Here is a 12,350-nt window from a genome sequence, read left to right on the forward strand (position 1 = left end):
CGAAGGAATGTCATATGCAGGATCAGAAACTGGAAAACCTGTTAAACCTCGCCCTCAGCGCAACTCCCGAAGAGCGGGAAAAATCAGGCAATTTAAACGTAGGATACAATCCTGGGGAACAATCATGGGATGTGATTGTAAAGTATTCCGGAGACATAAGCGGTCTTGCCCAGGCAGGAATCCGGGTGGAACCCATGGTGAATGAATACGCCATTCTTACGGTTCCGGAATCCCTTATTGACAGGTTAAGTGAATTGCCGCAAATCGAATATGTAGAGAAACCAAAGAGGCTGTTTTTTGCAATCAATCAGGCAAAGGCGGCCTCTTGTGTCAATCTGGTCCAGCAAGGAAGCAGTATTCTGACAGGAAGAGACGTTTTGGTAGCTGTCATTGATTCGGGTATTGATTATTATCACGATGATTTCCGGAATAATGACGGGACCACCAGGATCGTAAGGCTTTGGGATCAGACCCTGGACCAGGTGTTTACGGCAGAAGAAATCAACGCGGCTCTGGCTACCGGAAGCAGGGCAGAGGCAAGGAGGCTGGTTCCCTCCGTGGATATCACAGGTCATGGCACAGCCGTGGCATCCATAGCAGCAGGAAACGGAAGAGAAAACAGGGGGCAGTACCGGGGAGTTGCTTTCGAAAGTCCTCTGTTAGTGGTTAAGCTTGGAGTTCCCCAGGAAAGCGGCTTTCCCAGAACCACGGAGCTTATGCGGGCAGTTAATTTTGCGGTGAGGGAAGCCGTGGATATGCAGATACCTCTGGTCATTAACTTAAGCTTTGGAAATACATACGGTTCTCATGACGGAACCAGTCTTTTAGAAACCTTTCTCGATGATATATCCAACTACGGAAAAACTGCTATCGTGGTGGGAACAGGCAACGAAGGGGTGAGCGGCGGCCATATTTCAGGAGTCCTGACAATGTCAAATCCTCAGGATATCGAACTGAGCGTGGGAGGGTACCAGCAGAGCTTCAGCGTGCAGCTATGGAAATCTTATGCGGATTTGTTTGATATCAGCATTATAACCCCTTCCGGAGAAGTGATCGGACCCATCAGCAGCAGACTGGGACCTCAGACTATAAACTACAGAAATACCAGAATCTTGCTGTACTATGGAAAACCAGGTCCTTACAGTGTGGCCCAGGAAATCTATCTGGATTTCCTTCCCATTGATACCTATATAGAAAGCGGGATCTGGGGGTTCCGCCTGACTCCCAGGCAGATCGTGGAAGGGAAATACGATCTCTGGCTTCCATCTGCGGGAGTGCTGAACCAGTCCACCCGGTTTTTAAGAGCAACACCTGAAACCACCTTGACCATTCCGTCTACGGCTACCAAAGTTATTTCCGTGGGAGCATATGACGATACCTATCAGTCCTATGCGGACTTTTCCGGCAGAGGATTTACAAGGAGGACCAACCTGGTAAAACCGGATCTGGCTGCTCCCGGTGTGGGAATCATCGCTGCAAGGACCGGAGGCGGTTATGAATCAGTGACAGGCACTTCCTTTGCAACCCCCTTTGTCACCGGCAGTTCCGCCCTTTTGATGCAGTGGGGAATTGTGGATGGGAGAGATCCGTTCCTGTTCGGGGAAAAGATAAAAGCTTATTTAATCCGCGGGGCCAGGCCCCTTCCGGGAATCACATCATACCCTAATCCTGAGGTTGGATACGGAGCATTATGTGTGAGCGACAGCCTTCCCGTATGACATGGGAGGAACGCCCTGATGGCATACCTTTATGTCCAAAGAGCATGGACGGGAAGAGGAAAAGCCATTGGAAAAATGATCAAAATGTTTTATAATGGAATCACTAAGTTTGGGGAGGTGTGAAGTGGAAGTCAGACATGAACTGGTCATTCCCAATGATGATCTGCCTTTTCGAATGTTTATTTTTGAAGGCAGGGATGGAAATTATAAGGTCACAAAGCACTGGCACCATTCCGTTGAGATTTTTCTGGTTCAGGAGGGAAAGATTGATTTTTATATCAACAACAGTCATTTATCCCTTGAGCGGCAGGATTTTGTGCTTGTCAATTCCAATGAAGTCCATTCCATTGAGTGCCCCAATCCAAATATCACCATAGTCCTCCAGATACCGGCAGAGACTTTTGAGGGGTACATGGGAGAAGAAAACTATGTGAATTTTGAGAAAAAGTCAGAAGCTCAGAATCAAAGACTGATGCAGATGGTGGTTTCCATGTTTTCCGTTTATGAAAAGCAGGAATATGGTTACAGTCTGAAGGTGAAGAGCCAGTTCTATGAGCTTCTATATCTTCTGGTCACAGAATTTAAAACAGAAACCATGGATAAGGAGGTTCTCCGCCAGAAAAAGCAGCTCGATAAGCTTTCAAAGGTCACCCAGTATATGCGGGAAAATTATGACCAGGACTTAAAACTTGACCAGGTGGCAGGGCGTTTTGGTTTCAGCCCCACTTATTTGTCCCGGATCTTTCAAAAATATGCGCAGGTCAATTACCGCACCTATCTCATTGACCTGCGTGTCAAATATGCGGTGAGGGAACTGGTGGGAAGCGGCGGTGAAATCGGAGAGATTGCCATGAAACATGGATTTCCGGACAGCAGGGCTTTTTCCAAAGCCTTTAAAAAGCGGTATGGCTGCCTTCCCAGTGAATACAGGAAATGTCTGGATATGCCTCATGAATAATTTTGCGTCTTATGCCATCCTCCCTTCGGAAGTATGATTTATCACCCGGATCAGGAATGGCATGTATGACCTGTTACAATTATTTTAATATAGGGTATTATAATTACTGAAAATATGATATAATGTACCATAACTTTGGGCGAAGGATGTGATTGTATGAATATCAGGGAATCCACGGAACAATGGGAGGAAGCATATTTAAGTCCTTATGCCGCTTTCAGTAAAAACAGCAGAGGAAGAGAGCGGGAAGAGCAGGCTTGTGATATCCGGACTGCTTATCAACGGGACCGGGACCGGATCATTCACTGTAAGGCATTTCGCAGGTTAAAACACAAAACTCAGGTTTTTCTGGCTCCCGAGGGGGACCATTACAGAACCAGGCTGACCCATACCCTGGAGGTATCCCAGATTGCCAGGACCATAGCCAAGTCCCTGCGGATGAACGAGGACTTAACGGAGGCCATAGCACTGGCTCATGACCTGGGCCATACTCCTTTCGGCCATTCCGGGGAAGCGATTTTAAACAAAATCTGCTCCGAAGGTTTTGCCCACTATAAGCAGAGCGTCCGGGTGGTGGAGGTTTTGGAAAAGAACGGCATGGGCTTAAATCTCACATGGGAGGTCCGGGATGGGATATTAAATCATCGCACCAGCGGCCGCCCGTCCACATTGGAGGGAGGCATTGTCCGGCTGTCGGATAAAATTGCCTATATCAACCATGACATTGACGACGCCATCAGGGCCAGGATGTTTGTGGAAGAGGACCTTCCGGAATGCTATACGGGTATTCTGGGGCACAGTGTCCGTGAAAGGCTTAACAACCTGATCCATGATATCATCGGCAACAGCTATGGGAGGCCTGAGATCATCATGTCCCCGGATATGGAGAAAGCCATGCAGGGACTGCGCACCTGGATGTTTGATAACGTCTATAAAAGCGATATCCCGAAAGCAGAAGAAGGAAAAGCACAGCATCTCATTGTCATGCTTTTTAATTATTATATGGAACACCCGGACAAGCTTCCGGAGGAATACCGCACCTTAATGGAGGAGGGGCAGGCCGGCAGGGAACGGGCGGTCTGCGATTACATTGCAGGCATGAGCGACAGCTATTCCATTGATAGATTTGAAGAGCTGTTTGTCCCGAAAGCGTGGAAAACGGTTTAAATCAAATGAGTTTTAGGAACACCCTGGGGTATATCTTTACACCCGATAAAGCGGGGTGGCCCCTGGTCAAAAGACATGGCCAGAAAAGGAGAAAGGAGAAATGAGGCTTCATGCGATATTCGGAAGAAGTGATTGAAGAGGTCCGGATGAAGAATGACATCGTGGATGTGATCTCGGGATACGTCAAGCTGCAGAAAAAGGGAAGCAATTATTTTGGCCTGTGTCCTTTTCACAATGAAAAGTCTCCTTCCTTTTCCGTATCCCCTGCCAAGCAGATGTATTATTGTTTTGGCTGCGGTGCAGGAGGAAACGTATTAACGTTTGTCATGGAATATGAAAATTATTCCTTTTCCGAGGCATTAAAAGTTCTGGCAGACCGGTCAGGCGTGAAGCTTCCTGCGGCAGAATATAGCAAGGAGGCCAGGGAACAGGAGGATCTTCGGTCCGCCCTTTTGGAGATCAATAAGCTGGCCGCCAGTTATTTTTATTACCAGCTTAAAAAAACTCAGGGGGAGGCCGGTTACCGCTATTTAAGGGACAGGCAGTTAAGCGATGAAACCATAACCAAGTTCGGGCTGGGCTATTCCAATAAGACCAGCGATGACCTTTACCGTTATTTAAAGAGCAAGGGATATGGCGACAGCCTCCTAAAGCAGACCGGACTGGTGACCATTGAGGAACGGGGAACCTATGATAAGTTCTGGAACCGGGTGATGTTTCCCATTATGGATGTGAACAACCGGGTCATTGGTTTCGGAGGCCGGGTCATGGGAGCCGGAGAACCCAAGTACTTAAATTCTCCGGAGACAAAGCTCTTTGATAAGAGCCGGAATCTATACGGACTTAATTATGCCAGGTTATCACGGGAAAAGTACATATTGATCTGCGAGGGCTACATGGATGTGATCGCAATGCACCAGGCCGGATTCACCAATGCGGTGGCTTCCCTGGGAACGGCGTTTACCCTCCAGCATGCCCAGCTCTTAAAACGGTATACGGATAAGGTGGTTCTCACTTATGACAGCGACGGTGCTGGTATTAAGGCTGCCATCCGTGCCATCCCCATTCTAAAGGAAGCAGGAATGTCCATTCGCGTGCTCAACATGCAGCCTTACAAAGATCCCGATGAATTTATAAAGAATCTGGGAGCAGAAGCGTTCCGCCAGCGGATCGAAGAGGCCCGCAACAGTTTCCTGTATGAAATTGACGTGTTGAAAAAAAATTATAAAATGGATGATCCGGAGCAGAAAACAGCATTCTACAATCAGGTAGCCAGAAAGCTTCTGGAATTTCCGGAGGCCCTGGAACGGGAGAATTATTTAGAGGCAGTATCCAGGGAGTATTTTATAAATTACGAGGATTTAAAACGTCTGGTCAACCGTTTGGGCGCTTCTCTGGGACCGTCTGTTTCCGCTCCCAGGGAGGAAGAGGGAAACCTAAAAACCCAGCGAAAAAAGGAAAAGGAAGATGGCGTAAAGCAGTCCCAAAGGCTGCTTCTTACGTGGCTCATTGAAAATCCATTATTATTTGATAAGATTGAAGGAGTGATCACTCCGGATGATTTTATAGAAGAACTGTATCACAAGGTGGCACGGATGGTTTTTGACGGACACGCTGCCGGAACATTGAATCCGGCCGAGATCTTGAATCATTTCATAAATGATGAGGATCAATACCGGGCAGTCGCAGGTCTTTTTCATGCGAGCTTAAAAGAGTCCCTAGATAATGAAGAACAAAAAAAGGCGTTTTCGGAAACGATTATGAAGGTGAAAAAAAACAGTCTGGATCATGCCAGCCGCCATGCAGCAGGGATTATAGAACTGCAGAATATTATAAAGGAACAGGCTGCGTTAAAGGATTTGCATATTTCGCTGGATTAGGGTGTACACTATAGGCAGGCTGTGGAAGGATGGAAGAACATGGACGAAAATGTGAAGAAGACAGCAGATAAGATGGTGGGATCGAGAAAAACAGAAGAGGAGCAGGCCGCAGAGGCTAAGGCTTTGGAAGCAGCCGCTGCATTTGAGGAAAAATTAAACCAGCTTCTTCTTTTGGCAAAAAAGAAACGGAATGTACTGGAAAACCAGGAAATTCTGGATTTTTTTGTAGGAGAGAATCTGGACTCGGATAAGCTGGATCAGATCTTTGATTTTCTGGAAAGCAATAAGGTGGACGTACTTCAAATCGGCGGTGAAGATTTGGAGCTTGATGAAGATCTTTTCATTGAGGAGGATATCGAGGAGGAAGAAGAGATCGATATGGAAACGATCGATCTGTCTGTTCCGGAAGGTATCAGTGTGGAGGACCCGGTCCGCATGTACTTAAAAGAGATCGGCAAGGTTCCCCTTCTTTCCAGTGAGGATGAAATTGAGCTCGCCAAGAAGATCGAGCTGGGCGACGAGGATGCAAAGCAGAGGCTGACGGAAGCCAACTTACGTCTGGTAGTCAGCATTGCCAAGCGCTATGTCGGGCGGGGAATGCAGTTTTTAGACCTGATCCAGGAAGGAAACTTAGGTCTTATTAAAGCTGTTGAAAAGTTTGACTACAGGAAAGGATATAAGTTCAGTACCTATGCAACCTGGTGGATCAGACAGGCAATCACCCGTGCTATTGCGGACCAGGCCCGTACTATCCGCATTCCGGTTCACATGGTGGAGACAATCAACCGCCTGGTCCGTGTATCCAGACAGCTTTTGCAGGAGCTGGGACGGGAGCCGGTGCCGGAGGAGATCGCAGCCAGGGCAGACATGCAGGTGGAACGGGTCAGGGAAATCATGAAGGTATCCCAGGAACCGGTCTCCCTAGAGACTCCCATCGGAGAGGAAGAGGACAGTCACCTGGGTGATTTTATCCAGGATGACCAGGTAGCAGTTCCTGCTGATGCCGCTACCTTTACCATGCTCCATGAACAGCTGATGGAGGTGCTTGACACCCTGACAGAGAGGGAACAGAAGGTTTTAAAACTGCGTTTCGGTCTTGATGACGGGCGGCCAAGGACCCTGGAAGAAGTGGGAAAAGAATTTAATGTTACGAGAGAACGGATTCGCCAGATAGAAGCAAAAGCATTGCGTAAACTGCGCCATCCCAGCAGAAGCAAGAAGCTTAAGGACTATCTGGATGATTAAGGACATAAGACGGAGTTTAAGATGAAGTTATCAAGGCGTTTGGAAACCATCGCTTCCTTTGTTCCGGAAGGAAGCAGAGTTGCTGATATTGGAACCGATCATGGTTATATTCCTATCCATCTGGTACAGGAAGGAAAAGCAAAACATGCCATTGCCATGGATGTGAGGGAGGGCCCCTTGTTACGGGCCCGGGCCCATATCCAGGAGGCCGGCTTACAGAATTATGTGGAAGTCCGTTTAAGCGACGGACTTTTAAAATTAGAACAAAACGAAGCAGACTGTGTGGTCATAGCAGGTATGGGCGGGGAGCTGATGATACATATCCTGGAGGAAGGCCGAGATTTATGGGAGAGCATTTCCTGCTGGGTCCTGTCTCCGCACTCAGAACTGGATAAGGTGCGTAGATTCCTTGAGGAAGAGGCATTTTTTATCTGGAGGGAGACTATGATAAAAGAGGAAGGAAAATATTATTCCGTTATGGGGGTCAGCAGAAAACCGGGGGCTGCCGCAGCGGATGGAAGGGAAATTTCCTACCGTTATGGCAGGGGCATGCTGGAATCAAAAGATCCTGTTTTAAAGGAATATTTAATAAAGGAAGAAGAACAGCTGGAGCAGATCATGAGCGGGCTTTCTGTGAGTGAAACCGAGTCAGCCCGGAGAAGAATGGAGGAGCTTAAGCTGGAACTGGCCTATAATAAGGAGGCACAGGATGCGATGCGATGAATTAATAGAAAAACTGGAACAGCTGGCGCCGCCAGGCTGTGCCTGTGATTGGGATAATGTGGGCCTTTTGGCAGGCCGCAGTGATAAAGAGGTGGAAAAGGTTTTTATAGCTTTGGATGCTACCGATGAGGTGGTGGAACAGGCTGTTCGTTGGGGGGCGGATTTATTGATCACACACCATCCCCTTATTTTTAAACCTTTGAGTAAGATCAATGACAAGGATTTTATATCCCGCCGTATTATGAAGCTGATCCGCAATGATATTTCCTATTATGCCATGCACACGAATTTTGATGCGGCACCGGGCTGTATGGCTGATGCGGCCGCAGCAAAACTTGGGCTTACAGACTTAGAGGTGCTGGAAAAAGAAGGCGTGATACCCAGGGAAACAGAGGAAGGACTGGAGGAATCGGTATATGGAATCGGGAAAACGGGGTATCTTAAGGAAGAGATGACGGTAAGGGAAATCGCCGCTCTTGTAAAGGAACGGTTTTGCCTTCCGTTTGTCACGGTTTACGGAGAGGCTGCTCCAGGGGCTGCTGTACGCTTTGTGGGCATAAGCCCCGGATCAGGGGGAAGCCTTATGAAACCGGCTCTGAAAGCAGGTGTGAAAGTCTTTATAACAGGTGATATGGGCCACCACAATGGAATCGATGCCGCTGCAAATCACATGGCTGTCATTGATGCCGGCCATTACGGCCTGGAATATTTGTTTCTGGACTTTATAGAAGATTACTTAAAGAAAAAGGCAGGGAAAAACCTGGAAATCCGCAAGGCAGAAGTGGAATTTCCTGAAACATTCATATAAGGAGGAAGGGAATGGCAATTGTTACTATAGACGGCGCAGCAAAGGAATATCCAATTGGTACGTCTTATCAAGAAATTGCAAAGGAATATCAGCACCAGTACGAAAACGACATTTTACTGGTCAGTATAAACGGAAAGCTGAGTGAACTCCATAAAACAGTCCAGTTTGACTGCAACCTTCGTTTTTTTACAGGGAAAGACCAGCCAGGAATCCAGACCTATCACAGAAGTGCTATTTTTCTTATGATGAAGGCCTTTTATGACGTGGCCGGAGCGGAAAATATTGAAAAGGTCACTGTGGATTTTTCTCTTGGAAAAGGCTATTACATTGAACCCCATGGAGATGTCAAGCTGACAGAAGATCTGCTTTCCAGGGTAAAGGCCCGCATGAAGGATTATGTGAGCCAGAAAATCCCGATTATGAAACGGAATGTAAACACCGATGATGCCATTGAGCTGTTTCACAAACACCGGATGTATGACAAGGAAAGATTATTCCGCTATCGCCGGGTTTCCCGCGTTAACATTTACAGCATAGGCGGTTTTGAAGATTATTATTATGGATATATGGTACAAAATACCGGATATATTAAGTATTTTGATCTGATATTATACGATGACGGCTTTATGCTCATGCTGCCCCAAAAGGAAAATCCGGAAGAGGTGCCTGTATTTGAGGCAGAGGCAAAGCGAAAGCTGTTCCAGGTGTTAAAGGAAAGCGTAAAATGGGGGGAACGGCTGAACGTTTCCCATGTTGGAGCTCTTAATGAAGAAATTGCAGCCGGCAATATCAATGAGCTGATTTTGATACAGGAGGCGCTTCAGGAAAAGAAAATTGCGGAGATCGCGGGAAAGATAGGAGCTGACAGGAGCAAGAAATTTGTCATGATCGCCGGGCCTTCTTCATCCGGGAAAACCACCTTTTCCCACCGCCTGTCCGTTCAGTTAAAGGCTCAGGGAATGATCCCGCACCCCATTGCCGTAGATGATTACTTTGTAAACCGGGTAGACAGTCCCAGAAATCCGGATGGCAGCTATAATTATGAGGTTTTGGAATGTCTTGACATTGAACAGTTTAATAAAGACATGACGGCCCTCTTGGCCGGAGAGACTGTGGAGATGCCGCGGTATCAGTTTAAGACGGGAGTCCGGGAGTACAGAGGTGATTATTTAAAGCTTGGAAAAGATGATATCCTGGTCATTGAGGGGATTCATTGTTTAAATGACAGGCTGTCTTATTCTCTTCCAAAGGAAAGTAAATTCCGTGTATATGTAAGCGCTCTGACTCAGCTGAACGTAGATGAGCACAACCGGATTCCCACAACTGATTGCCGACTGATCCGGCGGATGGTGCGGGATGCCAGAACAAGAGGCGCTTCTGCACATGACACCATACGAATGTGGCCCTCGGTAAGGGAAGGAGAGGAAGAATATATTTTCCCCTTCCAGGAGTCTGCTGATATGATGTTCAATTCCGCCACGGTTTATGAGCTGTCTGTGTTAAAGCAGTATGCGGAACCGCTGTTGTTTGGTATTCCAAGAGAATCCCCCGAATATATGGAAGCAAAGCGTCTGTTAAAATTCCTCGATTATTTTCTTGGGGTCAACAGCGAGGATATTCCCCGTAATTCCATTGTCAGAGAGTTCATCGGAGGAAGCTGTTTTAAAGTTTAGGGCCAAAAGCTGCTTTACAAATAAATAAATGTGTGATATGTTAATATGGCTTATGAGAAACTGTTTTTTTTGCTTCTCATAAAAGGTGCGGCTTTTTAGCACCATCCATTGGAACATGAAAACAGGTTTTCGTTTTCATAATATAGGTTTGAGTAAGACAAATGGCCGCAGCTGCAAAGCCGAAAGGCTGCAGATGAGGAAAGTCCGGGCTTCACAGGGCAGGATGCCAGATAACGTCTGGCGGAGGCGACTCTAGGGAAAGTGCAACAGAAATATACCGCCGCATATTTTATATGCGGTAAGGGTGGAAAGGTGGTGTAAGAGACCACCGCCCTTCTGGTAACAGGAGGGGTCCATGTAAACCCCATCCGAAGCAAGACCGAACAGGGGGCATAAGACGGCCCGTCTGCTCCCGGGTAGGTCGCTTGAGCCTGTCGGCGACGGCAGGCCTAGATAGATGGCCATTCAACGACATAACCCGGCTTATCGTCTTGCTCAAAACTTTAAAACAAGAAAAGCCCGGCTGAGCCGGGCCTTTTTTCTATTTCGAGTATTTTTCCTCGCAGTATCTGCAGCGGTAAACTTCTTTGTCTTCATCGGCGAGATAGAATACATGGGGAAGTCCCTGCTCGATGGAGGTGATGCAGCGGGGATTCTTGCAGTGAATCACGTTGGTGATCTTTTTGGGAAGGCTTAAGGCTTTCTTTTCCACGATCAGATTATCCCGAATGATGTTGACTGTAATGTTATGGTCAATATAACCTAAGATGTCCAGGTCAATATGATCTAAGCCGCCTTCTATTTTTATGATGTCTTTTTTTCCCATCTTATTACTTCTGGCATTCTTGATGATAGCTACCTGGCAGTCCAGCTTGTCCAGACCCAGGTTATAATAAATTTCAAGGCTTTTTCCGGCTTCTATGTGGTCTAATACGATTCCTTCTTTTAATCCGCTGATATTTAACATGATTTTTCTACCTCCAGTAATGTCATGATAAGGGCCATGCGCACGTACACGCCGTATTGTGCCTGCTTAAAGTAGGCAGCTCTGGGATCTTCGTCAATCTCCACTGAAATTTCGTTGACTCTTGGAAGGGGATGAAGAACATACATATCTTCTTTTGCAAGCTTCATTTTCTTTTTGTCCAGAATGTAGCAGTCTTTTAAGCGGATATAGTCTTCTTCGTTGAAGAAGCGTTCCTTCTGAACCCTGGTCATATAAAGGATATCAAGAGACGGCATGGCTTCATCAAGGCTGTCCATTTCCAAAAATTCAATGTTGTTGGCCTTCAGTACATCTTCCCGGATGTATTCAGGCACTCTCAGTTCTGGGGGAGAAATTAAGATAAATTTGATGTTTTCATATCGTACGAGAGCGTTAATGAGAGAGTGGACAGTACGGCCAAATTTTAAATCACCGCAAAGGCCGATGGTCAGATCATTTAAGCGGCCTTTTAAAGAACGTATGGAAAGCAGATCAGTCAATGTCTGGGTCGGGTGCTGGTGGCCTCCGTCTCCCGCATTGATTACCGGTATGGTGGAATGATTGGCAGCGACCAGCGGAGCCCCTTCTTTTGGATGTCTCATGGCACATATGTCTGCGTAGCAGGAAAGGACCCTAATGGTGTCAGCGACACTTTCTCCTTTTGCGGCAGAACTGGAGTCAGCAGAAGAAAAGCCTAGTACACTGCCGCCCAAACTTAACATGGCAGCCTCAAAACTCAAACGAGTTCTTGTACTTGGCTCATAAAATAATGTCGCTAATTTTTTTCCATCGCATACATGAGAATATTTTGGAAGATTTTCTTCGATATCTTTTGCCAGATCTAAAAGTTGTCCGGTTTCTTCCACACTAAAGTCTAACGGGTTAAGTAAATGTCTCATAAGAATCTCCTTTATCCACTAAATTATGGTTTAAAATTCTATCCCATCTACTATACAGTATTAAATAAAATATTTCAACACTTTTTTAAAAATTATAATATAATCCAAACCTAAGGCTCCCTCCATAAATTGAAAAACCATATGTAAGGAATATTTAAGGAAGTGTAAGAAAATAAAGAATGACCGATGTAAATATGTTGTTGTATAATGTTCATGAAGCAATGAGCAGTGCGAATGAGAGCAAAGACAAATTTTCGTTGTGCCTGCACATAAGAAAATTTGTCTTTGCTCTCA

General features: G+C 46.4%; 10 protein-coding genes and 1 other RNA gene. 9 read left to right on the top strand and 2 right to left on the bottom strand.

Translation table 11 applies throughout. From position 1 onward, the window contains the following. The first annotated feature begins 14 nt into the window (after positions 1-14). The 9 genes from K401_RS0123550 to rnpB all read left to right on the top strand — a co-directional run bounded on the left by K401_RS0123550 (position 15) and on the right by rnpB (position 10,674). Positions 15-1,718, top strand: a complete 1,704-nt coding sequence (locus K401_RS0123550; protein WP_024295247.1) for a S8 family peptidase — start codon at positions 15-17, stop codon at positions 1,716-1,718. Positions 1,719-1,842: 124 nt separating this feature from the next. Further along, positions 1,843-2,676: an AraC family transcriptional regulator gene (locus tag K401_RS0123560; RefSeq protein WP_024295248.1), complete on the top strand. Its 834-nt coding sequence runs from the start codon at positions 1,843-1,845 to the stop codon at positions 2,674-2,676. 156 nt (positions 2,677-2,832) lie between these two features. Further along, positions 2,833-3,843, top strand: a complete 1,011-nt coding sequence (locus K401_RS0123565) for a deoxyguanosinetriphosphate triphosphohydrolase (protein ID WP_024295249.1) — start codon at positions 2,833-2,835, stop codon at positions 3,841-3,843. 110 nt (positions 3,844-3,953) lie between these two features. Further along, on the top strand, positions 3,954-5,723 hold the full coding sequence (gene dnaG, locus K401_RS0123570; protein ID WP_024295250.1) for a DNA primase: 1,770 nt from the start codon (positions 3,954-3,956) through the stop codon (positions 5,721-5,723). 39 nt (positions 5,724-5,762) lie between these two features. Beyond that, the gene (gene rpoD / locus K401_RS0123575) at positions 5,763-6,968 is read left to right on the top strand and encodes an RNA polymerase sigma factor RpoD (RefSeq protein ID WP_024295251.1); all 1,206 of its coding nucleotides are present in this window, start codon (positions 5,763-5,765) and stop codon (positions 6,966-6,968) included. A gap of 21 nt (positions 6,969-6,989) precedes the next feature. Beyond that, complete coding sequence (locus K401_RS0123580; protein ID WP_024295252.1) at positions 6,990-7,691, top strand: tRNA (adenine(22)-N(1))-methyltransferase; 702 nt, start codon at positions 6,990-6,992, stop codon at positions 7,689-7,691. Next, positions 7,678-8,499 carry a Nif3-like dinuclear metal center hexameric protein gene (locus tag K401_RS0123585; RefSeq protein ID WP_024295253.1) on the top strand — a complete coding sequence of 274 codons (822 nt, stop codon included), beginning with the start codon at positions 7,678-7,680 and terminating at the stop codon, positions 8,497-8,499. The genes K401_RS0123580 and K401_RS0123585 overlap by 14 nt, the downstream gene beginning before the upstream one ends. A gap of 11 nt (positions 8,500-8,510) precedes the next feature. Continuing rightward, complete coding sequence (locus tag K401_RS0123590; RefSeq protein ID WP_024295254.1) at positions 8,511-10,172, top strand: nucleoside kinase; 1,662 nt, start codon at positions 8,511-8,513, stop codon at positions 10,170-10,172. A gap of 149 nt (positions 10,173-10,321) precedes the next feature. Continuing rightward, positions 10,322-10,674: RNase P RNA component class A (gene rnpB, locus K401_RS32200), an RNA gene on the top strand. A gap of 39 nt (positions 10,675-10,713) precedes the next feature. Here the strand turns inward: rnpB and K401_RS0123595 are convergent. Beyond that, the gene (locus K401_RS0123595) at positions 10,714-11,139 is read right to left on the bottom strand and encodes an aspartate carbamoyltransferase regulatory subunit (RefSeq protein WP_024295255.1); all 426 of its coding nucleotides are present in this window, start codon (positions 11,137-11,139) and stop codon (positions 10,714-10,716) included. Beyond that, positions 11,133-12,056 (bottom strand): aspartate carbamoyltransferase, encoded by a 924-nt coding sequence (pyrB, locus tag K401_RS0123600; RefSeq protein ID WP_024295256.1) that lies wholly within the window; start codon positions 12,054-12,056, stop codon positions 11,133-11,135. Before pyrB ends, K401_RS0123595 begins: the two co-directional genes overlap by 7 nt. Positions 12,057-12,350 lie beyond the last annotated feature (294 nt).

It is taken from the genome of Lacrimispora indolis DSM 755, from assembly GCF_000526995.1.
Taxonomy (GTDB): Bacteria; Bacillota; Clostridia; order Lachnospirales; family Lachnospiraceae; genus Lacrimispora; species Lacrimispora indolis.

Coding starts and splice junctions, on each gene's coding strand:
- K401_RS0123580 (WP_024295252.1), top strand. CDS start 6,990: ATGAAGTTATCAAGGCGTTTGGAAACCATCGCTTCCTTTGTTCCGGAA.
- K401_RS0123565 (WP_024295249.1), top strand. CDS start 2,833: ATGAATATCAGGGAATCCACGGAACAATGGGAGGAAGCATATTTAAGT.
- pyrB (WP_024295256.1), bottom strand. CDS start 12,056: ATGAGACATTTACTTAACCCGTTAGACTTTAGTGTGGAAGAAACCGGA.
- K401_RS0123590 (WP_024295254.1), top strand. CDS start 8,511: ATGGCAATTGTTACTATAGACGGCGCAGCAAAGGAATATCCAATTGGT.
- K401_RS0123550 (WP_024295247.1), top strand. CDS start 15: ATGCAGGATCAGAAACTGGAAAACCTGTTAAACCTCGCCCTCAGCGCA.
- rpoD (WP_024295251.1), top strand. CDS start 5,763: ATGGACGAAAATGTGAAGAAGACAGCAGATAAGATGGTGGGATCGAGA.
- dnaG (WP_024295250.1), top strand. CDS start 3,954: ATGCGATATTCGGAAGAAGTGATTGAAGAGGTCCGGATGAAGAATGAC.
- K401_RS0123595 (WP_024295255.1), bottom strand. CDS start 11,139: ATGTTAAATATCAGCGGATTAAAAGAAGGAATCGTATTAGACCACATA.
- K401_RS0123585 (WP_024295253.1), top strand. CDS start 7,678: ATGCGATGCGATGAATTAATAGAAAAACTGGAACAGCTGGCGCCGCCA.